We start from the raw sequence: 24,667 nt of genomic DNA on the forward strand, positions 1-24,667 counted from the left end.
TGACTACTGGCCTTTTAGAACGGCTGGCGGCTGTTGTTCCAGCCATTGCACAGTGCGCCAGATGGCCTGCATGGCCGTCGCCAGAAAATTAGGGTCTATTTTTTGCCAGGTGTCTTCAGGGGTATGGTAATCAGGATGCTCGTGACCACCAAAAAATAAATAGCGGATGCCGGCACGGTGAAAAGGGCCGTGATCGCTGGCTTCTGGCCAGTCATAACGCGTATTGCTGCGGATAGCACGTGGTGGCCCACTGTGAGACAGAAACTGTACCTTACCAAACTCAGTACCCAACTGCGACATTAAAGCAGGATACCGCTTAGCTCCTGTCAGATATAGCCTGCCGCGCTTGCCTGCTCGCCCAATCATATCAAGGTTCAGGTTTAATACGATACTACTCAGCTCAACCGGCGGGTTGGCCACAAAAGCTTTGCTGCCGTAGAGGCCATTTTCTTCGGCATCTGTTGCCAGAAAGATATAGGAATAAGCCGGGCAAACTTCTGACAATCTGGCAGCAAGTTCAAGCAAGGCTGCAATTCCGGACGCATTGTCATCTGCGCCAAAGAATATTTTATGCCCTGTTTGTCCGAGGTGATCATAATGTGCACTGACTACAATGTACTGCTGTGGATAGCGGCACCCTTGCCGGTAAGCCAGCATATTAGTGCCAGTTTTTTCCTGCCAACCAGCGTAAGTAAAAGCATGCTGATATGCGTTGCCGAATGATTCAAGTTCTAAAGACTGATAGCGCTGACTGATAAAATGCCGCGCCATTTCAGCACCGGCTGAACCGGTTTCCCTGCCTTGCATCTCAGGGCTACTAAGCTGGCGGATATCATCCAGTATCTGACCATAAGACACCTGCATAATAAACAGCAAGGCAGTGCAGAACAGTCTTATCACCTTAATGCCTGCTTTGATATAACTTCAGTGCCTGCAGCTTAGCATCATAACGCTGGCGAGCCGCTTCTTCCGGAGCCAAGTCAGTTAGCCAATCGTACTTATTTGACTGTCTAAATCGCATCTTCATCTTCTTCGCCAGTGCGGATACGGATCACCCTTTCAACGTCAAACACAAAAATCTTACCGTCGCCAATGCGGCCGGTTTGTGCCGTCTTGATAATGGCTTCGATACAACGCTCTGTCTGTTCATCGGGTACCACAATCTCCAACTTCACTTTCGGCAAAAAATCCACCATATACTCTGCACCACGGTAAAGCTCTGTGTGACCTTTCTGGCGGCCAAAGCCTTTTACTTCAGTCACAGTCATGCCGGTGATACTAATATCAGCAAGCGCTTCACGCACATCGTCCAGCTTAAAAGGTTTAATGATGGCTTCAATCTTTTTCATTGCAATATCCGTCTGTTAGGCAGCGCAGTAAGCTGCAGTATAATACAAGGCTAAGCACTGTTCAGCTGTTAATCGCCAACAATCACTTGATCTGATACGGGTATAGCACGGTAAGATAGGCCTGTATTTTCAGCAGAGGCCCAAACAGGATGAACGCAGCACAGATTATCGCCGAAATGCGGGTATTGCCGCAGATAGACCCACAGTTCGAAATTCGCCGCCGCATAGACTTTATTAAACAACGGCTGACAGCTTCAGGCCTCAAAACGCTTGTGCTTGGCATCAGCGGCGGGATCGATTCGACAACTTGTGGTCGTTTAGCTCAACTGGCTGTCGAAGAATTAAACCACACTTCTGAGGACTATCAGTTTATCGCTGTGCGCTTGCCTTATGCTACCCAAAAAGACGAGGCGGAAGCACAACAGGCTGTCGATTTTATCCGCCCCTCTAAAGCGCTATCTGTCAATGTACAGCCCGGCGCAGATGCAATTCATCAGGCAACCTGGAGTGCTATGGCAGCACAGGGATTAGCCACCGCCTCTGACGCCCAGGCTGATTTTGCTAAGGGCAATGTTAAAGCCCGTACCCGCATGGTTATTCAGTACCATATTGCCGCATTAACCGGTGGTTTGGTATTGGGTACTGACCATTCAGCTGAGAATATCACCGGCTTTTACACTAAATGGGGGGATGGAGCCTGCGACATGGCGCCATTGTTTGGTTTAAGTAAACGTCAGGTACGGTTGATTGGCAAAACCCTTGGTGCCCCTGAAATATTGGTCGGGAAAACCCCGACAGCCGATTTAGAATGTATGGCGCCACAGAAAGCTGATGAAGCAGCGCTTGGCCTGACTTACGAGCAAATAGACGATTTTCTTGAGGGTAAACCGGTAGAAAGTGAAGTTAGCGATAAGTTGATTGGTATTTATTTGAAAACCCAGCATAAGCGGCAGGCTATTCCCACCATTTACGATTAACCGCAATTAAATTTAAAATAAAAGTTACATTTAATTAAAATAAACTATGCTTTTTGTCGGAGTCTTTCCGCAGGAAGCATAGTATGCAATCAACATCATCACAGGGTTTTAGCTTTCCAGAATTAATGGTGACGCTGGCGATACTGGTTATTTTTGCCACCACTGCAGTACCGGCTATGTCTGCTTTTATTGACCAACAACGTGCCAGTGCCTATGTCCGTCAATTTAGTCAACATTTGGCTTATGCCCGCGTTGCAGCCACAAGCAGCAACTTACCAGTAAGGGTCTGCCCGATGGCTGACGGAGCCTGTTCAGATCAATGGCACAGTGCCCCCGTGCAGCTGACATTGCAGTATCCTGATGCCAGCACGCAGTTACTCAAAGAGTTGCCTTCCGTCAGCACTGCCCACAAATTAAAATTCAGCCGCGATGCTATTACATTTCGCCGGGATGGCAGTTTGAATGGTTTTGAGAATGGCACTTTTATCTATTGTGGAAAAGAAGATGCGGAATGGCATTATACCCTTACAGTAAATCAGGCTGGTCGAAACAGGTTAAATAAGATTGCCTCACCCTGCCCTGAATGACTACTCCCAGCAATGCAGACTTTGCGGCTGCCCGGCATTTCGCTGCCCGATGTGGTTTAGAGTAAACAGTAAACAGTCTGCATCCGCCCGCTGTGAACCTTGCGCCTGCGCCGCCAACAGATATCCCTGACGACTATCGGTCAATGTCAACTCAAACCTATACCGCAGCCCAGCTTCAGGTAAACCAAGTGCCTGCAAATCTGCAGCATAATTACCATAATCAGCCAGATACTGCTCCTGTGCGTTAGCAAGCTGAAACAACTGAGTGATGGCTTGCGAACGATAACTTCGCAATACATGCTGCTGATAAGATGGATAGCAAATGGCAGCGAGAATGCCTAATATGGCAAGGCTTACCAGCAACTCGATCAGACTAAAACCAGCATATTTCTTCGCAAATAACATTTAATGGGCATCCTGCTCAGCCTGAAAAGTAGCCAACCTGAGAATACGCGGGAAGGGCTGATGATCAACAGCTGTTACACAATCAGCACAGCTGGCATCAATGGCCAACAGCTCAGTTAGCAGCGTTTGCTGTTGTGCGGCATGCTGCAAACTAAGAACCAGGCTTCCCTGCTCATTCTCAGTTAAAATCAAACTGCCCCGCCCCTGTTGAGTTATATCTCTGTTACGCCTGCTATAGACCAGGCCGGCATGATGAAGATGAAAAGCGTGCAACTGGCTTTGAGCATCATCGGTCAAAGAGCAGTCTGCGCCAACGGCAGTAGGCTGAGCGCCGGTAAGGTACACTACGCCAGCATAAACTTCTGGTTTAGCAATGACCCGCTGATTAAGCTTTACGTACCAACCTCCACCTTGTTGAATTTGCTGCCATAGCTGCTCTGCTATGCCATAGCGCGGTTCATCAGCATCCAGCTCAGTTCTGTCAGTTAAATCAGTCACTTGCCAGGGTGTGTCCCGTTGTTCAGTATGCTTAACCGCCAGCAGAATATCGCCTTGCGCAGCAGATCCGGTAACTAACAGCATGGTTTGCCGCCGCATGGCGCCCAAACCATCAGGCGCCAAAACTTGCACCAGCTGCAAAGGTTGGCGGAACACCGCCTCTGTCTCGCTGAAATCAGCCAGCAGCACTGGCTCAGAAAAACCACTGCGGTTCAATCTGACAAACCATAGTAATCCACTTACATCGACGACATAGACTGCATCCGTAATCCCGTCGTAATCCAGGTCTAACAGCACTGGCTGCGCTTTTATACTGCTGATTTGACCAGAAAAAGTTGGCCACTCTGATATCTGCCCAAGTAATGCAAAGCTTTCGGCACTGTGCATTTTTAACACACCATCTGCATCAGGTACCTGTAGCTGGACATTGTTACTCAGCAACACTTGCCGGGTACTTTGCGCGTCAGCCAATGAGGGCAACGTAGCCGCGACCGGCCCAGGTTCGTTTAAGTCACAGCCAATACTGATACCCGGCAACAACAGTGTGATAACCGCAATCAATCTGGACAGTGTCATATTAATTATCCTGCACGGCCAAATGCTGTTTCAGCATAATACTGCTGTAACCCGCGTAAAATTGGCGATTGTCAGAATACGTATCAGTACTGAGATAAAATACTTCACAGCGCAAAGCGCCGGCAGACCAACCCGCATACTGAGCCGGGCAGTCCGCCATAACCTCTGTAGGTACAGCGTTATCATCAGCCAGCGCAGTAGCCTGAGTGAAGTGTTGCTGTAATGCTTGCTGAGAGACCTGTAGTTGTTGCTGCCCCGCCAAAGCCGCTTTATGGCTGAGCTGGCTGATCAGCAAACTGGCCGTTACCAGTAATGTCATGACAAGTAAAAACACCAGTGCCAGTATCAGCACCATACCCTTCGTCTGCGTCATATTGTGCTCCTACAACGCTGCATTATTAAAATAAACACTGCTACTGATAAGTAGTCGCCGGTAATGGTCGCCAGGCGCCACAAACTGCTCAATCCCCATATCATAGCGCTGCTGATTGACATAGTGCTGATCCGGGTCGCGGGCACGCAGCAGTACATGATACTTCAGGCTCACGATTCTGCCGGAGCGCTGCGACCACAACTCTGCAGGCATTTGTCTGGTTGCAAGGTTAAAATTCAGCTTGCCATCAAAATCGCTATCTATGCCAAATTCAAAGTGCATGCGCTCAACGCCATCCAGCACTGAATCAGTACTGATCACCGCACTCCCGGCCTGGTTTCTTGTCAACCGTTTACGCATCAGAACAGGTATAGTCGCGCCATCGACCCGTTGTTGCTGTAAATAGAACACCAGATGCTGATAGGGAAAATATCCGTAACGCTCGTTCAGCATGGGGCTGCCACCGTCTACGAATCTGCTATGCTGCCAATCTGTTTCCAGATAAAACCTGTTCTGCCGCATATCACCCAGATCAGTCTTTGCCCCAATAAGCCGTTTTAACTGCAGCAACTCTGTCTGTGGTAGCGGGTTGGAAATACAGTTCAGCTGACGCCCGGCACCGGTTGTCTGCGCGTACAAGGTGACAAAATCCTGTGCCGGCTGAGGAAAACTGCCACTGTCCAGCAATTGCTCAACACAATCTCCTGCCGGTGCGGCAGGCATAGGAAAAGCAAGCGCGGCTAAGGGATCTGAGCGCCCTCCCCAAAAGCCAACATTCGCCAATTCATTTTGAAATAACGTCATGACTAATTGCGCATTTTGCTGCAACTCAGCCAGTTGGTTTGCTTGACGGGCAGAGCGACTGGCTACACTAAATGCAGTTACTGCCATGCCCATCAATAAAAGGCCCAGCAACATAGCTATCATTAGCTCGGTTAATGTAAACCCATTCTGATGCTTCATGCTTATTGTCCGCCGCCCTGAATGACAAAAGCACTGCGCCCTGTTGCTGCCTCACAACCCGACACAGCCGCAGAGATAGCGCCACGTTGCTGCCAACTTACCGCCAGCTGTAAAGCCCCGGCTTGTTGTTGCAGACAAAAAGCCGGGTTAAGCAAACTGGCACCAGCTGATGTTTGCAGGCTATGCGCCCAACTATTCAGTTGGGAAGCAGCAACCTGTTCGGCCGTACAGGCGTGGTCAAAATTACATGTGGGATCAGAAGGAAGTTCAGATTGACGGGTTATCTGTGGTCCAAGCATCGCGGCTAAACGCGGATTAGCACGAACCTCACTAAACAAGCCATGGCTTAATGCTATGGCCTGAGTACGCTGAATAGCATCCTGCAACTGGCGTAAGCTAAATGTCTGTGCAGCTAAGACACCAAGTAAGCCAACTTTTAAAATCAGTAAAGTAACCAGTACTTCGACTAAGCTGAATCCATGTTGTAACCGCATATCCGTATGCCAAAGGTTAAAATTAACCTTAAAGTTACAACATTATTTCAATAAATCAAATTTGGATTTAAAAAATCACCAACATTGCCGCACTACTGCCGCGTCAAAACCACCATTAGCACCTTTTCGTCCGGCTTGGTCAAGTGTTAACGCGCCACAACCATCACCAACTTGCGGGCCTAACGGCATCGCACTTAGCGTGTAAGTGCGTGCAGCCAAATCATTAAGAGCAAAGTTATAGCGGCCAGCAGCATCAGTAACACACTGCAATGCTGGTAGTTCAATGCCAGCATAACTAAATGCGGCCGTATAGCTGCGTTCCATAAACTGAGCCAACTCCGCTAAACATGCTACTGCCGCCGCACGGTTTGAACGTTGTACGTGGTTCTGATACGACGGATAAGCTATCGACGCCAAAATACCCATTATGGCTACCACTACCATCAACTCAATTAGCGTGATGCCTTTTTGCTTAGTATTACTGTTCATATAAATACTCATTGATTAGTTAACTCCCTCCATGACACCCGGCCTTGTAGAAAGCCTGGCTGCACATCAGTATCGGCTATGCGGGTATCTGCTAAACCGGTTACCAGCGTCGCGGTACCATCATCGTTTCTGAACACTGCAGGCTCACTTGGCATACCATCAAACCGCACTGCTGATACTGGTGTAACGTCACCATTAATGGTTAAACCATCAGTATTATCAAATTTATTGTCTTTGTTTCGATCAAAATAGGTGTAATTTAGCCTGCCACCGGTATAAGGATTAACTGACATGATCCAACCACTGCCCTGCGGGTTACATTCATTGTCACCCGGTGCCACCGTATTAATCACCAGGCTGTTACCCACTATTTGCGGCCGGTTCACTATGCGCTCCCGCTGGTCATCCAGGTTAATATACCAACCACGCAAATCGGCCATATCATAGGGTGCGCCAGCTTCAATAACGCGGGCGTCATCCTGCTGAGCGATGATATTACGTGGCTTTAATTCCGCTTTATTGTTAATTACTTCGCCATCTCTGATGCCATACCAGGTGTTGGCATCACTGCGCAGCGGATCTTCTGCCGATAGCATTTTCCCTGTACCGAAGAATACCCAAAGCTGGCCAGTTTCAGGTTGTGACGATAAAGACACGCCGCCGGTGATGGGTTGTGGAACGCCTGCGTCATCAACAGCAGTAAATAATGGCCGCTGTTCATAAGCGACCCCCCACATATCGGGGTTCTGATCGGACAAGTCAAACTTCCAGACATTCCCCTTTAAATCACCACCAAAAAACCAGTCCATATTGCCATCACTGTTTCTGTCCCAACCTTCTACCTGGCCCAGGCCATTTTCACTGGCACTGTCGGTAGTAATCGTTCGAATAACGCTACCATTTGCTAAATCGATTACTAACAACCCGGCTTTATTCGTACTGTTGTTATAACCAAACCCCACTACTGCGGCCCATTTGCCATTATTTAACCTGGCGATGGTAGGCTTACTAGTGGTAATACCTAACTCTGGAAAGTTCTTGTCCCACAGAATTTTGCCTGCACGTTCTTCCCCCGCCAACGCTTGCGGGTCTGTTACGTCAATAGCGAATAAACTATTACCACCGCGCCCTAAAGAACCTAGTAAAATAGAGCGCCAGTTACCATTAATATAAGTATCAGCTATAACAGGTGAACCATCGACGAAGTATTTATGCTTATAAGTAATACTGGCATAAGATGCTAAGTCAGCTTCTACAGTTAGCATTTTTTGCGGTACATAGGCCATTAATTCAGTACCGGTTTTACCATTAAAAGCGTGTAACATACCGTCATTGGCGCCAACATAAACAATGGGCTCCCTCGTTTTTTGCTCAGCCAAAAACGCTTGATAACTGCCTGCTCCTTCCCAATTGTAGCGCTGATAATCACGGTTAACTGCTGCAGCGACGTAAGCGGGTGATGAGTTAGCAATGTCACCTAACAGCGAACTACGCGGGCGAAATTGCGCATTGTTACCACTTTCTAACGTTTTATCACCACGCAAATAATTTACTAACGCATCTTTGCCGCTTAACGCATTCGCATCACCATTAACGTTAGTGGGTGTAAATACGGCAGCTACGCCATTTTTTCGCCCAAATAAAATATTCCGTTTATCCCACGCCGGAAAATTGGACTCCCACACTACGCCATCTAACTGATCAACATTTTTGGCCTTTAGCGAACCACTCCAGTCAGTTGAGTTCAAACTCCCCTGGTAGACAAAGTTTTCTGTTTGCAACGAGGTAGTAGTACCAGTAAGGTTTGACGCTGAAGCAACACGACCCGCAATGGAATTCAGGGTATTTTCCAGCTCAATGGCGAAAATATCTGGTTTTTCTGCAGTAAAGAAACCACCACGGCTGTTTAATGACGCATGCAGCAAGTCATCAATTTTCGCACTGTTTTTCGCGTCAGTGTCACCGGCAAAGGGGCTGTCCCAACTAATAACGGTTTTCGGCCCCACTGCATCAAATGCATTTTTGGGTACCACCTTACCCGTTACACCTAACCCCACACCAAAGGTGACCATATGCTGCCAGAATGCCGGGTTAACATAGAGATCGGAAGGCACATTATTAGCTAAAGTTGGACGTAGATCGTTTTTCCAGTATTTCATGGCAACATCTGCCAATGTTGTGCTGTTGCCATCAGAAAACGGGCCTACCGGTTCATATTTATAGTTTTCTCCAGAGTCTCCTTCCGGCCTTAGTATAGTTAGCCCCGGTGTACCATCTTGGTTACCAACGTTCGACGCAGTGTCGCCATCGGACCAGTAGCCATCTGTCATTAATATGGTAAAGTTCTGCCGGCAGGTAATATGATCCAACGTAGATTCGTTACCAGAACCTGGATTTAACCCCCAAGGGCCGCGACTATCTTCACGTGAAAAGTAACGGCCAGCAGCATCCAGCGCAGACAATAAAGGCGTGCCAGCAGCGGGAATATCTCGGGTGTACAAATCAGAGTAAAAGTTACTTTTTGCCGCGCCTTTAAACTCCCTAACACCCCGCACTATGACGCCGGTATTCACGCTATCAACGGAGGAGCTACCTTTATTAATGGCACCGAAACCAACGCGCATTTTTTCTGACTGATTAACAAAGGCCTGCCCTATGCCTCCACGGCTGGTCAGAATACGTGAGCGGTGATAGGTATACCAGTTAGCAAAATTCTGCATTTCCTGGTTGTAAGTACAAGTACCATTATTACAATCAGTCCGGCTGGTGCGGCCATGGCCGGTGTATGTAGGGGTACTGCTTTTAATTTCAACTTTGGTGTAGTTATCCCACTGCCATTCGCTTCCACCCTTGTGGTAAAAGTAGGTTGCGGGCCAGAAGCTCCGGTTGTTTGTGTCGTAACTACAGCTGCCATTGGAGCTACATTTATACCAACGGTTGCTGTTATATCGGCCATTATTGCGGGTTAAATCACGTGCCAGAGAGTTAACAGTAGTATCCGAAGGGCAAGTACCGGTATTTACCGGGTTATGCCAGGCACATGCAGGATTGACATTAGGAAAACTCGTCCCATCGGCTCTAACCCAGGGCTTATAGGTTACAGAGGGGTCATAATAACTTTTGTTTTGCTGTGCCGAACGCGTAAGAGCATTGTAAGGTTCGCCACTTTCTACTGTTGGAACATAGTTACTATAATCACTAGGGCCGTACACATTATTTGCCCGGGGAAAAATGTAACGTTTATCACCAAACACAATATCATCCGGTAACAATTCAAAGTGCATAGAACCTGAATCGTCAATAATAAACATTATATTAGGCGGCACAGCACTGCCGGTTTGCAGTGGCGTGTTTGAAATTTCAACGGCTGCATGCGCAGTTGCAACGCCAAACAACATTCCAGTCATAAAGGCTAAGCGAAATGACGGCATTAAATTACATATATTCATTAATACTTCCTCAGCGACGCCAAATGGTCTGCAACGTTACCTCTGCGCGGCCTTCGCTGGCCGGCACTCTTGCGGTAATGCGGAATGTCGGTTCTAAACATCCAATAGGAGGTGAAGTCGACTGATTACAGCCTGGAGGAAAAACCCAATCACCCATGTATTCAATAATATAGCTAGCCGGATTGGCAAATCCGTTATTCAAAGGAGGCGCCTGCACCCAGGTAACAACCTGCCCAGGCGTCCAGCGGTCGGGCTGCAAAGGGTTTGGAATATTGTAGATACCAGCATTATTAATCAGTGCCACCGGGCCACCCGGCAACGGCGCAGTCTGCAATAAACGCTCTGCGACGAGCAACGCCGCTTCAGCTTGCTGTAAGGCCAACTGCCGGTCATGTAAGTTTGCGGTCATCTGCTCTTGCACTGTAGTGCGCTTCATGGTGCTGACTGCCAATAACGTAATAGCCAGCAATAACAGTAAGCTGACAACTAACGCCACACCTTGTTGTTTCATGATGTTCGTTTGCATTATCACCTCAAAACTTGTCTGTTACGTAATGACACTAAAAAGCTAAAGGTTCTGACATCGTCCGGCACTTCAACGCCCTGCAACACAGCCGGATCTAGTGTTACCGTCACATTCACTGCGCTAACATCCCCCCAGCCTGCAGCTGCCGTAACTGCGGCAGCAGATTGAAACACGCCTGTTATACCGTTTAAGTATTGAAACTGTAAGTCAGACACGCCAAATAACACCTCTTCGTTAACCTGCGTATCTCCGAGCAAAGACGCACGATATAGTGATGACACATTAGGATCATCTATACTACGGGCAACAAACCAGGCAACCGATTCAAAACGCATAAACATGGAGTTCGCAGAAAAACCTCTGGGCTCGGCCAAGCCAGGTGCCCATACCAGTGGGTCGACAAAGCCCAGATTTGCATCACTGTTTAACCCGGCCAAAAGATGCGTCACTGTGCTGGCACCGGTTTCATTCACCTGAAAGATACTGGTGAGGTTATCATCACAAGCAATAGCCACTTCGCCAGCCTCGACTACAGAGTTAAGATTAAGATCAATAACACTACCGTTATAATTACTGATGGTATTACTGGCACCTGAGCCGTACATAACTCTCAGCATCTCGGTGTTGGCAAGAGGGGCCCGGCCGTTTACCTGAGGCACTGGCGCGGCAAACCCCTGAATGCCTCTGCCGGTAAACCAATCAGCCCATGCCGGGCGTACACCTGCAATGGCAATAGTGTTAGCTACCCGCATGCTGTTGGTGCAACCCGAGAAACCCGCATTGCGAATATCATGCGACATCAGCTGAAAACTTAATCTGGCGACAGTTTGTAAATCACTTAACGCACTGTTGGCTCTGCTGGTTGTCTGATTGGCAATAAAAATACCAATGGCACCACCCATTACCAACAAGCCAAGCGTCATCGCTATCATGAGCTCAACTAAAGTAAATCCTCGCGACATTTTTCTCATGGCATCACCTGGGTCACAATGCGGTTGGTCACGTTCAAGCGCTCATCACCCCAGCTGATCGTAACGGTATAACGGTCTCCCTCCCAGGACACTACTGGGCAGGCATCTTCTCGGGTGGCACGTTTTACGTCTTGCACCCAGGCTGCGGTGCCCAGAGCTTCGCTACCGACACAATCAGCGAATGCATAGACGCCTTGTTGCGCAGCCAAAGGATCCGTTTTTAACAATTCTGATAAGGTGTCGGTTAGAATTACAGCCATGGTTTTTTCCAGCGCACTATTGGTATTACGCATACTTGAGGTTTGCAAAGCTGCAACCCCTAACATGCCAATGCCTAACACAAGCACTGAGACCAGCACCTCTAGTAGCGATACACCACGCTGCTTAATAAGCCCTTTTAACGCTATTTGCATAAGTCCTCCTTATACCGGGTTATTCGGTTGTGGGCAGTTCTCGCCCGCCGAATTAGCGACGACCCTGGTACGTCCGCCTGACCGCATTTCAATATCACGAATATTCACCGGCATTTTAGTATTAGGCAAACATACGCGTAACACACCGTTTAGTGGGTTATTACCGTCACCACTTCTTAACAAGCCCTGCGGATTAAAACGTACTGAATGCCCTACGCCATTTACGAGGGCATTAGCCACATTATTGCTGGACATCATGACTGTCTGTTCTGACAGCATAATACCGCTGGCAACCGGTGTATTATCCACTACCCCTTGCACCATCCAGCCCTGCCAGCCAGCAGCAGGAGGCACTGTGCAGTTGATACCATCATTGCTGTGACAAAACACCATACTTTCGTTGCGTTTAATAGCTTCTGTTCTTGCCAACAATAACGCTGCAAGGATTTCGTTTGACTGGGCAGTAAGGCGATTATTGTTTACCAGATTAACAAAAGAGGGCACGGCCACACTTATCACAATCGCAAGCACCGCGACGGTGACCATCAGTTCAAGCAGAGTGAAGCCTTTCGCTGCCAGCCTCATATAGCCGGAAGTAGTTATTCTTGTCATGGCGTTTTAGTCTCTTGAATAAGATTAACGGAATCTCATCACTCGACTTTACATGAGTGCTAAAACAACACTAGTAGTTTATTGATAAGCGGTAATTTTGTCGGACTAACGGTAAGCTGCAAACTAGCAGATGCAACTTCTGATATTCGCAACTTCGCGCCGGCTCACTTCAAGCCGCTCCTCATAGCCATGCAACCTGACCCAATGCTTGTTATTGACACTGACCAGCCGGTCAAGATGGGTTTTATTAATCAGGGTACTGCGATGGATGCGCAGAAGTTGTTGCGGAAACTGCTGCAATAGCTGCACGAGACTTTGTTCAACAATAGCCTCGCCACCTTTATACACCATACGAACATATTTATCTTCCGCACTGAAAAAGAGCACATCTTTTAATTTAAGTTGCCGCTTTACCCCAGCCTGTGTATAGATAATTTTAGCCTCGGTATTTTTTTGCCGTTCAACATGTGCTTTAGTATACAAGCCAACCTTCTCCAGCGCCTGTTGCAAGCGTTCAGCAGAGACGGGCTTTAACAAATAATCCGCTGGCGCCGCCTTATAGGCATTCAAAGCGTGTTCAGGATGTGCTGTGACAAAGATAACCGCCGGCGGTGTCGGTAGCGCTAGTAACTCAGTGGCGAAATCTATACCATCTGTGCCTGGCATAGCAATATCAAGCAGCAAAACATCTGGCTGCTGGCTGTGCACTAAATCTATAGCCATCGCCGTATCACTGGCCTCACCCACCACCTCAAACCGGCTCAATTGTGCCATCAGGCGTTTTAACCTGGATCTGGCCAGCGGCTCGTCATCAACAATTAATATCTTCATTCTTCTGCCTGCTTCGGTAACACCAGCTTCACCCTAAAGCGCCCCTCACTGCTGGCACTGTGTAACTGAGCATCTATACCAAAATGTAACTGCAAGCGCTGACGAATATTGTCCAGCGCAATCCCGTTACCTCGCTGTTGCTGCTGTTCTTTATCGCCTAATGGGTTAGTAATAATAATGCTTACCGAACGACGGCTTTCCAACACCATAACATGGATTAATGCCCTAGCCTGGCTTTGCTCCGCACCATGGCGAACTGCATTCTCTAACAGTGGTTGTATGGTTAGCGCCGGCAGCTGCAACAGCGGTAATGGCTCTGGCAGATCCCACTGCAGCGCCATTCGCTGTCCTAACCGCCACTGTTCCAACGATAAGTACTGCGCCGACAGCATTAGCTCATCAGCCAAGCTAATCACCTGCCCTGCATTTAATGCCGCACGAAATAATGCTGATAGATTCAGCAGAGCTTGCTCTGCGTCATCGGGTGCCAGGTGAATAAGCTCTGCTACGGTATTTAAGCTGTTAAACAAAAAATGTGGCTCGATCCGAGCCTGTAAGGCATTAAATTCGGCCCGGCTTTGTGAGCGAACCTGTTGGCTGTGTTCGGTGTGAATAATAAAAAACTGAATAGCGATGACAGCAACAATGCCACTGATCATCATATTGGCTAGCACAAAACCGGTTAAACTGGCTGACAGCGACGGATGCAGCGCCTGCAACCAGGAGTGGGATATCAGGCTGACCACTACAGTGGCAATTTCAAACATAACCACACTTGCCAGTAGCAACCATACCGGCGCCAAACCATTAAGCCAGCGGCGTAACTGACACAAACACACTGTAGTCAACAGTGACACCCAATGCACAAACAAACTGATTAAGCCTAAGCGCTGTAAGGGGCCTGCCTGCATACCGGGTGCAAAGGCCAACACCACAGCGACAGCTTGCCCCAGTACGAGCAACCGCACTAAAAAATGACCACGGCACAGATAGGGCAGCTGTAAAGCAGGTAACGCCCATTGCAGGTTCATTTAGTGTTCCGCTATAGTTTTCAGTTAGCGCATACTACACTGGATAAACGCCCAAAGTTAAGCTTGGCTTGCCCAGAGCAAGCAAATATGGCTTAACGTAACTCTGCCGGTATAGCAAACACCACATTTTCTTCACGGCCGGGGTTTTCACTTACCGTCTTACCACCCCATTGCTGTAATTGCTTAACCACCTGCTGTACCAGCACTTCAGGTGCTGACGCTCCAGCGGTTACACCAACGGCCTGCACACCTTCTAACCAGGCTTGTTGAATATCAGCAGCAGTATCAATAAGGTAAGCAGTGCAACCCATTTTATCGGCCAGTTCGCGTAAACGGTTTGAATTACTGCTGTTCTTCGCACCCACCACCAGAAGCAAATCAGCTTTAGCGGCTAAATCACGCACGGCATCCTGGCGATTTTGCGTCGCATAACAAATGTCATCTTTGCGCGGCCCTTCAATATCAGGAAACCGCGAGCGCAGAGCATCTATAACATCTGCGGTGTCATCAACCGATAACGTTGTCTGGCTGCTAAAACACAACTGAGCCGGATTTTTAACAATGAGCGTTGCAACATCTTCTGCCGATTCAACCAGATAAATGCCACCTTCGGGGTTATCATATTGGCCCATCGTGCCTTCCACCTCAGGGTGACCGGCGTGTCCTATCAGAATACACTCTATGCCTTTACGACTGGCACGGGTAACTTCCATATGCACTTTAGTTACCAGTGGGCAGGTCGCATCAAATACCTTTAAACCGCGCTGGCGGGCATTTTCACGCACCGCCTGTGATACACCGTGGGCACTGAAAATCACAATATTGCCATCGGGTACTTCGTTTAGCTCGTCAACAAACACTGCGCCGCGCCGACGCAGGCCGTCTACGACAAACTTATTGTGTACCACTTCGTGACGCACATAAATAGGCGGCTCGTACAGCTCCAAAGCCCGTTCAACAATGCTGATTGCCCGGTCGACACCGGCACAAAAGCCACGCGGATTTGCCAGTAAAATGTCCATAAGTCAGCTTACCTGTACAATTTCAACACTGAATGTCAGTGTTTGCCCGGCCAGCGGGTGATTAAAATCTATGGTTACCGACTCGCCGACCACTTCGCGCACCAAACCCGGCATTTCTGAACCGTCAGGCATGGTAAAACCAATAATCATGCCCGCTTTCGCCGGTGCATCGGCAGAGAACTTGCTGCGGTCAACATAGTAAATATTGTCCGGGTTTGGCATGCCATAGGCATCTTCCGGTGCCAGCGTAAAATTTTTTTTATCACCGGCTTTCAGCCCGCTTAGCTGCGCTTCAAATGCAGGTGAAATACTGCCATCACCCATTTGTAACTTAGCGGGCTTGTTATGCACGCGGGTGCTTTCAGCAGCACTGCCGTCAGACAACTTTATATCAAAGTGAAAAATTACGGTGCTGTTGGCACCAATTACCGCTTCTGTCACTTTTTCACCTCGTTGTTGCTAAAACTGTCCCAGATTAATAGCGCGGCGCCAATACAGATGGCCGAATCAGCGATGTTAAACGCCGGATAATGCCAATTCTGGTAATACACATGCAGAAAATCGATCACGTAACCATAGATGCTGCGATCGATAAGGTTGCCAACTGCGCCGGCCAGTACCAATGCCAATGCCATATTCAACTTCAGCTGTGCTTTGTTGTTACGTGCCAGCCACACCGCCAGCACCACACTTATTGCCACAGCTATTAAGGTAAAAAACCAACGCTGCCAGCCACCGGCGTCACTTAAAAAAGAGAACGCCGCACCATAGTTACGTACATAAGTCAGGTTAAATACCGGCAGCAGTTCAATAGAATCGAACAGCTGCATATTGGCAATCACCACCTGCTTGGTCAACTGATCAACCAGTAACACCAAAGCAATCAGCCACCACAGGCGCCAGCCACTTTCTTTAAACAACGTCATTATGCAAATACCCGCTGCTCGCCTTCGCCATCAACGTTGGTTACGCAACGTAAACACAAATCAGCATGGGCAGCATTGGCGCCGACATCATGCCGGTGATGCCAGCAGCGGCTGCATTTAGCCGCTGTTGATGCCTGAACCTGCACCTGCAAGCCCGGTAGTTCTGTTGCTATTGCATCAGCTGGTGCAGTATCAGTGCTCACCTGCGCTGTTGACGTAATCAGTACAAAACGCAATTCGTCACCCAACTTGGCTAAGTCGCTGGCCAGTGCAGCAGAAGCGTACAGTGTCACTTCAGCCTGTAAAGAGGCGCCGATTTTCTCTTCGCGCCTTGCCGCTTCCAGTACTTTGTTAACCTCGTCACGTACCTGCAGCAACTGCTGCCAGAAGTTGTCGTCAAACTTACCGCCGGTTAAACCGCTAAAACCTGCATACCAAACGCCGGTAAAGACAAACTCGTCACGCGCCCCCGGTAGCTCCTGCCAGATTTCATGTGCAGTAAAGCTCATGATAGGCGCAATCCAGCGCACCATCGCTTCTGCGATGTGGTAAAGCGCCGTCTGACATGAACGACGGGCAATACTGTTAGTGTTAGCGGTGTATTGGCGGTCTTTAATCACATCCAGGTAGAAACTGCCCAGTTCAACGGTACAGAAGTTCATCAGCTTCTGACTCACCTGATGGAACTGATAGTTATCGTAGGCATCGACAATTTCCTGCTGCAATTTTGCAGCGCGGTTCACCACCCATAAGTCCAGTTCAACCATCTGCCCAAACGGCACTGCATCGGTTGCCGGGTTAAAGCCGTTCAGGTTTGCCAGTAAGAAACGGGCGGTGTTGCGGATGCGGCGATATTTATCAGCGGCCCGGTTTAAGATTTCATCCGACACTGTCATTTCTGATGTGTAGTCTGTTGTCGCTACCCATAAGCGCAGAATATCGGCACCCAGCTTGTTCATCACATCCTGCGGTGATACCACGTTGCCAAGCGATTTGGACATTTTGCGGCCATCACCATCAACGGTAAAGCCGTGGGTCAGCACCTGTTTATAAGGCGCTTTATGTTTAATACTGACACCTGTCATCAGCGATGACATAAACCAGCCCCGATGCTGATCTGAGCCTTCAAGGTATAAATCGGCCTGATCTGCGCCGCCAAATTCTGGCCGCACATCGACAACACAGGCATGCGTAACGCCGGAATCAAACCAGACATCCAGCGTATCGCTGACCTTAACGTACTGCTTAGCATCGCCACCCAGCAAGGTTTCGGCATCTAAATCAAACCAGGCCTGGATGCCGTCTTTTTCAACCAGCTGCGCCACTTTTTCCATCAGCTCAGCTGTATCAGGATGCAACGCACTGGTGTCTTTATCGACAAACAGCGCGATCGGTACGCCCCAGGTACGCTGGCGTGAAATACACCAGTCCGGTCGGCCGGCGACCATTTTTTCAATGCGCTGCTGGCCCCAGTCCGGGATCCAACGGGTCTGTTCAATTTGCTGTAGCGAAGTATTGCGCAGCCCGTGCTGCTCCATGCTGATAAACCACTGCGGTGTCGCGCGGAAAATAATCGGTGTTTTATGCCGCCAGCAGTGCGGGTAACTGTGCTTGTATGCTTTGTGTACCAGCAAGGCACCGGCATTTTGCAGGGCTTCAACGACGCTGTCGTTGGCTTTGAATACGTGCTGACCGGCAAATAACGGCGTATCTGGCAGGTAAACGCCATTGGCCCCTACCGGGTTCGCCACTTCAAGGTTATACAGTTTGCCTACAACAAAGTCTTCCTGACCATGGCCCGGCGCAGTATGTACACAACCGGTACCAGACTCAGTCGTAACGTGCTCACCCATAATCAGCGGCACATTAAAGTTATACAGTGGGTGTTTTACCTGTACCAGCTCAAGTGCCGCGCCTTTAGCAAACCCCAGGGCGTGGTAATGTTCAATGCCGGCACGCGCCATCACATCTTTTACCAGATCAGTCGCCACTATCAGCCGCTCAGCGCCTGACGGCCCCTGCTCTACCTGTACCAGGCTGTAATCAAGCTTGGCATTTAATGCCACAGCGCGGTTGGCTGGAATGGTCCAGGGTGTTGTCGTCCAAATCACCACAGACACTTTGCCATTACCGCGTTTGCCTTCGGGGTGATCAAAACGATCGACAGCTGACTCATCCACCAGCTCAAAACGCACATCAATGGCTGGTGACACCTTGTCCTGATATTCCACTTCTGCTTCGGCCAGCGCCGAGCCACAATCGGTACACCAGTGCACCGGCTTAAAGCCCTGCTGTAAATGGCCATTACCGATAATTTTACTCAGTGAGCGGATGATATTGGCTTCAAAGGCATAATCCATAGTGCGGTACGGGTTTTGCCAGTCACCCAGCACACCTAAACGGACAAAATCAGTGCGCTGTGCATCAATTTGTGTTGCCGCATATTCGCGGCACTTTTGTCTGAATTCTGCTGCAGTCAGCTTAGTGCCCGGTTTACCGTATTTTTTCTCAACCACAAGTTCAATCGGCAAGCCATGGCAGTCCCAACCCGGCACGAACGGCGCGTCAAAATCGTCCAGCGTTTTAGCTTTAACAATAATATCTTTCAGAATTTTGTTAACTGCATGCCCGATATGAATATTGCCGTTCGCGTAAGGAGGGCCGTCATGCAGAATAAAGGTTTTCTTACCTTTTTTTGCTGCACGGATCTTGCCGTACAGATCTGCTTCTGTCCATTTGGCCAGCATTTGCGGCTCGCGCTGCGCCAGGTTGGCGCGCATCGCAAAGGCCGTTTCCGGCAAATTCAGGGTATGCTTGTAGTCGCTCATCCGTTATGTTCCGTCTTATCAATAGTGGCATGGGTGGCTGTTGCCCCCTGCTGAAAAAATGTTTTTGCTGCTGTTACATCAGCTGCAATTTGTTGTTGTAACTCGGCCAGACTGGCGAAGCGCTGCTCGCTGCGCAGCTTATGCTGCAATAACACCTCAATCTGGCTGCCGTATAAATCACCTTTAAAATCAAACAAATGTGCTTCCAGTTGTTGGCGCTGCCCTTGTACCGTTGGTCTGTTGCCAATATTCGCTACGCCCTGAAAACGGCCAAACACTGTATTAGCAGTAATCGCATAAACGCCGGCAACCGGCAGCTTGCGGCGGTATAAAAACACATTAGCGGTCGGAAACCCAAGGTCCCGGCCTAATTTTCTACCGTGGCGCACCCTGCCAGTGAGGGCAAAAGGCCGCCCCAGCATCTCTGCTGCCAGCGTTAAATTGTCATCGGCCAGTGCCTGGCGGATCAAGGTGCTGCTAATACGCTGCTGTCCCAGTAATAAACTCGATGTGCTGCAAAGCCCAAACTGATGCTGCTCAGCTGCCAGCGCAAGCAGTTCAAAACTGCCGCTACGGTTCTTACCAAAGCGAAAATCATCACCGACGATCAGCTGCTCTACACCCAACTGTTTTAACAACAACTGCTGAATAAACTGCTCGGGCGCTTGAGCAGCAAAATCAGGCGTAAAGTGCACACACAGCAACCGGTCTACACCCAGCCCGGCCAGAGCAACATATTTCTCACGAAACCGGCTTAAACGGGCCGGCGCCGAATTACCGGCAAACAGCTCCAGTGGCTGGGGTTCAAACAACATAACACAGGAAGGCAAGTGCATCTGTCTGGCAATAGCAACAACCCTGGCCAACACAGCCTGATGCCCAAGATGCACACCATCAAAATTGCCGATAGTCAGCACACAACCGCGATGACGGGGCTGAATATTATGTAAGCCGCGTATTAACTCCATGCCTGCTGTTTTGCCCTCTGGTTACAAACCGCGCATTATAACCACTTAATTAATTGCTTTCAGCAACAGAATTGGCTTTAAAATGCGCCAACCTGACGCCCAGCAGCCATAACAGCGTAAAATATCCGACGATAGCGGACACGCACAGCAAGCTAAGCCGCCACACCTGGTGGCTGAAACTCAGCTGCACCCAACTGTTAAGCTCGGGTGTTTGCCAGTACAGCAACGCCGCCATCACGCCACTGGCAGCAACCAGTTTGGCCAGAAACCAAAGTGTTGTCTGTGTTAGTTGGTACACACCGGTGGTTTTTAAACCTCGGTACAGTAAAAAAGCATTTAAACTGGCCGACATCGCGGTCGCAAGTGCCAGGCCAACATAGCTTAAAAAAGGTGCCAACATCAGGTTAAAGGCCATATTCGCGACCATTGCAATGATCCCGATGCGTACCGGTGTTTTAATGTCCTGCCGGGCATAATATCCCGGCGCCAGCACCTTAATCAGCATATAACTGAGCAGTCCTGTGCTGTAAGCAATTAAACTATAAGACACCATCAGCACATCATGCTGGCTGAACTCTCCCCGCATAAATAGCAGTGCTACTATCGGCTGGGACAGCACCATCAGGCCAGCCATGGCGGGTATGCCGAACAACGCCACAAAACGTAACGACCAATCCAGAGTCTGGCTAAAACGGGCGGTATTCTCAGTGGCATGATGCCGTGACAAGTTAGGCAAAATAACGGTTGCAATAGCTATACCGAATAACCCGAGCGGAAATTCAATTAACCGGTCAGAGTAATACAACCAGCTGACAGCACCGGTCAGTAAGAAAGAAGCAATGACAGTATCAAGCAGTAAATTAATCTGGCTGACAGACACGCCGAACAACGCCGGTAGCATTAACTTTCTAATCTTCACCACATTATCGTCGCGCCACCCCCATTTTGGCCAGACCAGCAAACCAGCTTTGGCCAGAAACGGTAACTGAAACAGCAGTTGTACCACGCCACCAATAAACACGCCCCAGGCTAAAGCCAGTGCGGGTTCTTCAAGCGTGGGCGCCATATACACCGCGCATAAAATCATCGTGATGTTCAAAAAAACCGGCGTAAATGCAGCTACAGCAAAACGGTTGTAAGTGTTCAGTATTGCCCCTGAAAAAGCGACCAGACTAATAAACCATAAATAAGGAAAAGTAATTTTCAGCATCACACTGGCGAGTTCAAACTTATGTGCATCCGGGCCGTCATTTAACCATTCGACAAACCAACCCATACCAAACAGCATCGCAACCAAAGGCGACGCGATAACCCCAAACACAGTAACCAGCGTTACCACCACACCTAAACTGCCGGTAACTCTGGCGAGCAACAACCGCACCGCATCATCACCATGCTTGGCTTTAACTTCAGCCAGCACAGGCACGAATGCCTGCGAGAATGCACCTTCAGCAAATAAACGCCGCAGAAAATTTGGAATACGGTTGGCAAAAAAGAACACGTCGGCCGCAGCGCCTGCACCGACAAAGTTGGCAACAACTACGTCACGTACTAAACCCAGCACGCGCGAAATTAACGTCATAAAGCTGACAATAAGACCCGATTTCAATAACTTTGCCGACACGACAACTTCCTTCTGTAAGCCAGCGGCTATTTTGCCCCGTTAGCACAATAGATTACCAGTAGCGCGACAGATTAAAATCTGCGACTTTCCGGTGAAAGCATTTGACAACGGGCCATTAAATAGGCATATTATGCGGCCTTTGATGGGTCCGGTTTAGTTTTTTAGGAGTGTTACCTTGGCTAACATTAAGTCTGCTAAGAAGCGCGCAATTCAATCAGAAAAACGTCGTCAGCAAAATGCTTCACAACGTTCTATGATGCGTACTTTCATTAAGAAAACCTACGCAGCGGTATTAACTGCTGACGTAACTGCTTCTACTGAAGCATTCAAGAAAATGGTGCCTGTTCTGGATCGTATGGCCGCTAAAGGTCTGATCCACAAGAACAAAGCAGCACGTCATAAAGCTCGTTTAAATGCTCATGTTAAAGCATTAAGCGCTGCTTAAGACACAGTTCCAACAAAAAAGCCGGCTGATGCCGGCTTTTTTGTTGCTGTTATTTATTGTCATCAGAGCAATACAGTTTATGCAATAACGCAATCAGCGCTTCAGCCTCTTTGCTATTCAGGCTGTAATACACCGTTTGCGCAGCCTTGCGGGTTTTCACCAATTTATGCTGACGTAATAGTGCCAGATGCTGCGACAACGCAGACTGACTTAGCCCCAGCTTTTCATTCATCTCGCCAACGGATAATTCCCCATCTAACAAATGGCAGAGGATCAGTAAACGTCGCTCATTGGATACCGCTTTTAACAATTTCACTGCCTTGGCGGAATTCTGCAGCATATCCTGTAAATTCATTACACCTAACTCTATCTGACTGATTGGTTCAATATTACCGACTCAGGTATAAAGCGACAATAAAATGATTGTTATTTAACAAAGAATAACGATTTTTGCGATAACAGGGATAACGTAGGTTTAATGTAGCAAAGGCCTGACCAGACTATTTATACGGGTAGCCGTAAAGGGTTTGATAACAAAAGCACGGGCACCATTTTCCACAGCCTGCTTCAGATTTTCCACACTGGAAAACGCTGATACCATGAAAACAACAGTGTGCTGTTGCTGCAGTTTAATTTCTTTAAGTAGCTGATGACCGTTTATATCAGGTAAATGGATATCCAAAAAAACCAATTGGGGCTGATGATCGTCGAACAACTGCAGCGCGCTACGTCCGTCGGCAGCTTCGTATACTGATGTAATTCCCATCTGTTGCAATATCTGACTGATATAGCTGCGCACCGCGGCAACATCGTCAACAACTAATGCACTAAAAGGTGCTGTTGGCATAATCGCGTCCTTAACTGCCTGAATTCGTTCCATCTGACTATTTATCTTTTCTATCTGCTGACGCTGTGGGGCGGGCATAAAAGATGGTACAGTCCTGGGTACTGTATCAACAGCGGGATAAAATGAAAAGATGAAATTATGGCTGACACTAACCGCAGCAGCGCTAAGCTTTAGCACAGCAGCGAATAACCTGACATTTAACGACACCCTGGCTTACCAGTTGACTGAATCACTGACAGTTGAAGTTGGTCAGCGGTTGGCTGGCAGCGAAGCTGATGCCAGAGCAGTGGCCTGGGCAGAACGTACCTTTAAACAACTTGGTTTCGATAAAGTCTGGACAGAGCCGTTTACGATGCAGTACTGGGAGCGCGGTCAGGCCAGCCTGACCGTCAGCGAGCCATTCCGGCAGAATCTGGTGGTAACCGCGCTGGGTGGTTCTGTAGCCACGCCTTTTGACGGTATTAATGCTCAGGTAGCCATGTTTGACAGTCTGGAACAGCTTAAAGCAGCAGATCCGGCTCTGGTAAAGGATAAAATTGTCTTTATCAATAAGAGTATGGAAAAGGATAAACTTGGTAGCTTTTATGGCTCTGTTGTCGGTGCACGGGCGCAAGGTGCCGTCGAGGCTGCCAAGCTGGGCGCTAAAGCCATCATTATCCGCTCTGTTGGCACCAGCATCAACCGCTTTGCCCACACCGGCATTATGCGCTATAGCGATGACGTAACAAGGATCCCGGCAGCAGCAGTGTCGGTACCGGATGCGATGCAACTGGCCAGAATGCTTGCACGCCAACCAGAGCTGACACTACAGTTACAAATGCAGAATAAACTGCCTGGAGAAGTCACCAGTCACAATGTAGTTGCAGAAATTACCGGCAGCAAATACCCGGATGAAATCGTGCTGATCGGCGCGCATCTGGATTCATGGGATGAAGGCACAGGCGCTTTGGATGACGGTGCCGGTGTTGGTCTTGTTATGGCAACCGCCGCGTTATTAAAACAGCAAGCCCGCCCACAACGCACAATAAGAGTTGTGTTGTTCGGCAATGAAGAAGGCGGCCTGGTCGGCGCCCGGGCATATGCCGCTAAACATGCCAATAACCTGAGCAAGCATGTTTTTGCCTCAGAGTCAGATTTTGGTGCTGGCCGGATCTGGCGGCTTGATACCGGTTTTGGTGAAAAGTCGCTGGCATTTGCCAAAGCTCTGCAGCAAAAGCTGACAAGTTTTGGTGTAGAAGCCGGTAGTAATACCGCCTCTGGTGGCCCGGACGTGTCAGTACTAAAAGCTCAGGGCGTACCGGTTGTCAGCCTGCAACAAGATGGTACAGACTATTTTGACTATCACCACACCCCCAATGACACATTAGATAAAATTGATCCGGCCGCACTGCAGCAAAATCTGCAGGTATGGCTACACACAGTATCAGCTGTTGCAAACAGCCGGATCGATTTACGGAAATAAC

27 protein-coding genes are annotated in these 24,667 nt (G+C 48.8%); 4 read left to right on the top strand and 23 right to left on the bottom strand.

The features are described from left to right. Positions 1–3: 3 nt before the first annotated feature. Both AC5SV9_RS06380 and glnB read right to left on the bottom strand, forming a co-directional pair. The gene (locus AC5SV9_RS06380) at positions 4–900 is read right to left on the bottom strand and encodes a M28 family peptidase (RefSeq protein WP_475147294.1); all 897 of its coding nucleotides are present in this window, start codon (positions 898–900) and stop codon (positions 4–6) included. Positions 901–1,010: 110 nt separating this feature from the next. After that, positions 1,011–1,349 (bottom strand): nitrogen regulatory protein P-II, encoded by a 339-nt coding sequence (gene glnB, locus AC5SV9_RS06385; protein WP_226767508.1) that lies wholly within the window; start codon positions 1,347–1,349, stop codon positions 1,011–1,013. 149 nt (positions 1,350–1,498) lie between these two features. On the opposite strand from glnB, the gene nadE reads away from it, so the two are divergent. Both nadE and AC5SV9_RS06395 read left to right on the top strand, forming a co-directional pair. Continuing rightward, complete coding sequence (gene nadE / locus AC5SV9_RS06390; RefSeq protein ID WP_475147297.1) at positions 1,499–2,326, top strand: NAD(+) synthase; 828 nt, start codon at positions 1,499–1,501, stop codon at positions 2,324–2,326. 83 nt (positions 2,327–2,409) lie between these two features. Next, positions 2,410–2,913 (top strand): GspH/FimT family pseudopilin, encoded by a 504-nt coding sequence (locus tag AC5SV9_RS06395; RefSeq protein ID WP_475147300.1) that lies wholly within the window; start codon positions 2,410–2,412, stop codon positions 2,911–2,913. Here AC5SV9_RS06395 and AC5SV9_RS06400 read toward each other — a convergent pair whose 3' ends face one another. From AC5SV9_RS06400 to murJ, 19 genes are all read right to left on the bottom strand, one after another. Beyond that, positions 2,914–3,318, bottom strand: a complete 405-nt coding sequence (locus tag AC5SV9_RS06400) for a type IV pilin protein (protein WP_475147302.1) — start codon at positions 3,316–3,318, stop codon at positions 2,914–2,916. Then, entirely contained in the window at positions 3,319–4,392 is a 1,074-nt protein-coding gene (locus AC5SV9_RS06405) for a hypothetical protein (RefSeq protein ID WP_475147303.1), read from the bottom strand. 1 nt (position 4,393) lies between these two features. Continuing rightward, a complete protein-coding gene (locus tag AC5SV9_RS06410; RefSeq protein WP_331922478.1) occupies positions 4,394–4,765 on the bottom strand; it encodes a hypothetical protein in 372 nt (123 codons plus the stop codon). 9 nt (positions 4,766–4,774) lie between these two features. Then, the gene (locus AC5SV9_RS06415; protein ID WP_475147306.1) at positions 4,775–5,728 is read right to left on the bottom strand and encodes a PilW family protein; all 954 of its coding nucleotides are present in this window, start codon (positions 5,726–5,728) and stop codon (positions 4,775–4,777) included. A gap of 2 nt (positions 5,729–5,730) precedes the next feature. Beyond that, positions 5,731–6,222 carry a type IV pilus modification protein PilV gene (pilV, locus tag AC5SV9_RS06420; protein WP_475147308.1) on the bottom strand — a complete coding sequence of 164 codons (492 nt, stop codon included), beginning with the start codon at positions 6,220–6,222 and terminating at the stop codon, positions 5,731–5,733. A gap of 75 nt (positions 6,223–6,297) precedes the next feature. Next, on the bottom strand, positions 6,298–6,711 hold the full coding sequence (locus AC5SV9_RS06425) for a type IV pilin protein (RefSeq protein ID WP_475147309.1): 414 nt from the start codon (positions 6,709–6,711) through the stop codon (positions 6,298–6,300). A gap of 8 nt (positions 6,712–6,719) precedes the next feature. Next, the gene (locus AC5SV9_RS06430) at positions 6,720–10,160 is read right to left on the bottom strand and encodes a pilus assembly protein (protein ID WP_475147310.1); all 3,441 of its coding nucleotides are present in this window, start codon (positions 10,158–10,160) and stop codon (positions 6,720–6,722) included. Positions 10,161–10,170: 10 nt separating this feature from the next. Next, on the bottom strand, positions 10,171–10,686 hold the full coding sequence (locus AC5SV9_RS06435) for a pilus assembly PilX family protein (RefSeq protein ID WP_475147312.1): 516 nt from the start codon (positions 10,684–10,686) through the stop codon (positions 10,171–10,173). Positions 10,687–10,688: 2 nt separating this feature from the next. Further along, positions 10,689–11,657 (bottom strand): PilW family protein, encoded by a 969-nt coding sequence (locus tag AC5SV9_RS06440; protein WP_475147314.1) that lies wholly within the window; start codon positions 11,655–11,657, stop codon positions 10,689–10,691. Then, entirely contained in the window at positions 11,654–12,070 is a 417-nt protein-coding gene (pilV, locus tag AC5SV9_RS06445) for a type IV pilus modification protein PilV (RefSeq protein ID WP_475147317.1), read from the bottom strand. The genes AC5SV9_RS06440 and pilV (AC5SV9_RS06445) overlap by 4 nt, the downstream gene beginning before the upstream one ends. A 9-nt stretch (positions 12,071–12,079) precedes the next feature. After that, positions 12,080–12,682, bottom strand: a complete 603-nt coding sequence (locus AC5SV9_RS06450) for a GspH/FimT family pseudopilin (protein WP_475147319.1) — start codon at positions 12,680–12,682, stop codon at positions 12,080–12,082. Positions 12,683–12,805: 123 nt separating this feature from the next. Then, positions 12,806–13,513, bottom strand: a complete 708-nt coding sequence (locus AC5SV9_RS06455) for a LytR/AlgR family response regulator transcription factor (RefSeq protein WP_475147322.1) — start codon at positions 13,511–13,513, stop codon at positions 12,806–12,808. Beyond that, a complete protein-coding gene (locus AC5SV9_RS06460; protein ID WP_475147324.1) occupies positions 13,510–14,544 on the bottom strand; it encodes a sensor histidine kinase in 1,035 nt (344 codons plus the stop codon). The genes AC5SV9_RS06455 and AC5SV9_RS06460 overlap by 4 nt, the downstream gene beginning before the upstream one ends. A gap of 92 nt (positions 14,545–14,636) precedes the next feature. Next, on the bottom strand, positions 14,637–15,566 hold the full coding sequence (ispH, locus tag AC5SV9_RS06465) for a 4-hydroxy-3-methylbut-2-enyl diphosphate reductase (RefSeq protein WP_475147325.1): 930 nt from the start codon (positions 15,564–15,566) through the stop codon (positions 14,637–14,639). Between the two features lie 3 nt (positions 15,567–15,569). Beyond that, positions 15,570–16,007, bottom strand: coding sequence for an FKBP-type peptidyl-prolyl cis-trans isomerase (gene fkpB, locus AC5SV9_RS06470; RefSeq protein ID WP_475147326.1), 438 nt, complete (start codon positions 16,005–16,007; stop codon positions 15,570–15,572). Then, positions 16,004–16,492 carry a signal peptidase II gene (gene lspA, locus AC5SV9_RS06475; RefSeq protein ID WP_134057499.1) on the bottom strand — a complete coding sequence of 163 codons (489 nt, stop codon included), beginning with the start codon at positions 16,490–16,492 and terminating at the stop codon, positions 16,004–16,006. The genes fkpB and lspA overlap by 4 nt, the downstream gene beginning before the upstream one ends. After that, a complete protein-coding gene (ileS, locus tag AC5SV9_RS06480) occupies positions 16,492–19,320 on the bottom strand; it encodes an isoleucine--tRNA ligase (RefSeq protein ID WP_475147327.1) in 2,829 nt (942 codons plus the stop codon). Before ileS ends, lspA begins: the two co-directional genes overlap by 1 nt. Beyond that, positions 19,317–20,288 carry a bifunctional riboflavin kinase/FAD synthetase gene (ribF, locus tag AC5SV9_RS06485; RefSeq protein WP_475147329.1) on the bottom strand — a complete coding sequence of 324 codons (972 nt, stop codon included), beginning with the start codon at positions 20,286–20,288 and terminating at the stop codon, positions 19,317–19,319. The genes ileS and ribF overlap by 4 nt, the downstream gene beginning before the upstream one ends. Positions 20,289–20,337: 49 nt before the next feature. Beyond that, positions 20,338–21,912, bottom strand: coding sequence for a murein biosynthesis integral membrane protein MurJ (murJ, locus tag AC5SV9_RS06490; RefSeq protein WP_475147331.1), 1,575 nt, complete (start codon positions 21,910–21,912; stop codon positions 20,338–20,340). Positions 21,913–22,087: 175 nt separating this feature from the next. On the opposite strand from murJ, the gene rpsT reads away from it, so the two are divergent. Further along, entirely contained in the window at positions 22,088–22,357 is a 270-nt protein-coding gene (gene rpsT / locus AC5SV9_RS06495) for a 30S ribosomal protein S20 (protein ID WP_040551604.1), read from the top strand. Positions 22,358–22,406: 49 nt separating this feature from the next. On the opposite strand, the gene AC5SV9_RS06500 is transcribed toward rpsT, so the two are convergent. After that, a complete protein-coding gene (locus tag AC5SV9_RS06500) occupies positions 22,407–22,712 on the bottom strand; it encodes an ArsR/SmtB family transcription factor (protein ID WP_475147334.1) in 306 nt (101 codons plus the stop codon). Between the two features lie 120 nt (positions 22,713–22,832). Next, complete coding sequence (locus AC5SV9_RS06505) at positions 22,833–23,204, bottom strand: response regulator transcription factor (RefSeq protein ID WP_475147337.1); 372 nt, start codon at positions 23,202–23,204, stop codon at positions 22,833–22,835. A 130-nt stretch (positions 23,205–23,334) separates the two neighbouring features. On the opposite strand from AC5SV9_RS06505, the gene AC5SV9_RS06510 reads away from it, so the two are divergent. Then, on the top strand, positions 23,335–24,666 hold the full coding sequence (locus AC5SV9_RS06510; RefSeq protein ID WP_475147338.1) for a M20/M25/M40 family metallo-hydrolase: 1,332 nt from the start codon (positions 23,335–23,337) through the stop codon (positions 24,664–24,666). Position 24,667 lies beyond the last annotated feature (1 nt).

The sequence above is a fragment of the Rheinheimera sp. ATLC3 genome, assembly GCF_059429535.1.

Coding starts and splice junctions, on each gene's coding strand:
- AC5SV9_RS06415 (WP_475147306.1), bottom strand. CDS start 5,728: ATGAAGCATCAGAATGGGTTTACATTAACCGAGCTAATGATAGCTATG.
- AC5SV9_RS06510 (WP_475147338.1), top strand. CDS start 23,335: ATGAAATTATGGCTGACACTAACCGCAGCAGCGCTAAGCTTTAGCACA.
- nadE (WP_475147297.1), top strand. CDS start 1,499: ATGAACGCAGCACAGATTATCGCCGAAATGCGGGTATTGCCGCAGATA.
- AC5SV9_RS06440 (WP_475147314.1), bottom strand. CDS start 11,657: ATGAGAAAAATGTCGCGAGGATTTACTTTAGTTGAGCTCATGATAGCG.
- ileS (WP_475147327.1), bottom strand. CDS start 19,320: ATGAGCGACTACAAGCATACCCTGAATTTGCCGGAAACGGCCTTTGCG.
- AC5SV9_RS06435 (WP_475147312.1), bottom strand. CDS start 10,686: ATGCAAACGAACATCATGAAACAACAAGGTGTGGCGTTAGTTGTCAGC.
- AC5SV9_RS06410 (WP_331922478.1), bottom strand. CDS start 4,765: ATGACGCAGACGAAGGGTATGGTGCTGATACTGGCACTGGTGTTTTTA.
- AC5SV9_RS06395 (WP_475147300.1), top strand. CDS start 2,410: ATGCAATCAACATCATCACAGGGTTTTAGCTTTCCAGAATTAATGGTG.
- glnB (WP_226767508.1), bottom strand. CDS start 1,349: ATGAAAAAGATTGAAGCCATCATTAAACCTTTTAAGCTGGACGATGTG.
- ribF (WP_475147329.1), bottom strand. CDS start 20,288: ATGGAGTTAATACGCGGCTTACATAATATTCAGCCCCGTCATCGCGGT.
- lspA (WP_134057499.1), bottom strand. CDS start 16,492: ATGACGTTGTTTAAAGAAAGTGGCTGGCGCCTGTGGTGGCTGATTGCT.
- AC5SV9_RS06425 (WP_475147309.1), bottom strand. CDS start 6,711: ATGAACAGTAATACTAAGCAAAAAGGCATCACGCTAATTGAGTTGATG.
- AC5SV9_RS06400 (WP_475147302.1), bottom strand. CDS start 3,318: ATGTTATTTGCGAAGAAATATGCTGGTTTTAGTCTGATCGAGTTGCTG.
- ispH (WP_475147325.1), bottom strand. CDS start 15,566: ATGGACATTTTACTGGCAAATCCGCGTGGCTTTTGTGCCGGTGTCGAC.
- AC5SV9_RS06450 (WP_475147319.1), bottom strand. CDS start 12,682: ATGACAAGAATAACTACTTCCGGCTATATGAGGCTGGCAGCGAAAGGC.
- pilV (WP_475147317.1), bottom strand. CDS start 12,070: ATGCAAATAGCGTTAAAAGGGCTTATTAAGCAGCGTGGTGTATCGCTA.
- AC5SV9_RS06505 (WP_475147337.1), bottom strand. CDS start 23,204: ATGCCAACAGCACCTTTTAGTGCATTAGTTGTTGACGATGTTGCCGCG.
- pilV (WP_475147308.1), bottom strand. CDS start 6,222: ATGCGGTTACAACATGGATTCAGCTTAGTCGAAGTACTGGTTACTTTA.
- AC5SV9_RS06405 (WP_475147303.1), bottom strand. CDS start 4,392: ATGACACTGTCCAGATTGATTGCGGTTATCACACTGTTGTTGCCGGGT.
- AC5SV9_RS06455 (WP_475147322.1), bottom strand. CDS start 13,513: ATGAAGATATTAATTGTTGATGACGAGCCGCTGGCCAGATCCAGGTTA.
- AC5SV9_RS06460 (WP_475147324.1), bottom strand. CDS start 14,544: ATGAACCTGCAATGGGCGTTACCTGCTTTACAGCTGCCCTATCTGTGC.
- AC5SV9_RS06430 (WP_475147310.1), bottom strand. CDS start 10,160: ATGAATATATGTAATTTAATGCCGTCATTTCGCTTAGCCTTTATGACT.
- AC5SV9_RS06500 (WP_475147334.1), bottom strand. CDS start 22,712: ATGAATTTACAGGATATGCTGCAGAATTCCGCCAAGGCAGTGAAATTG.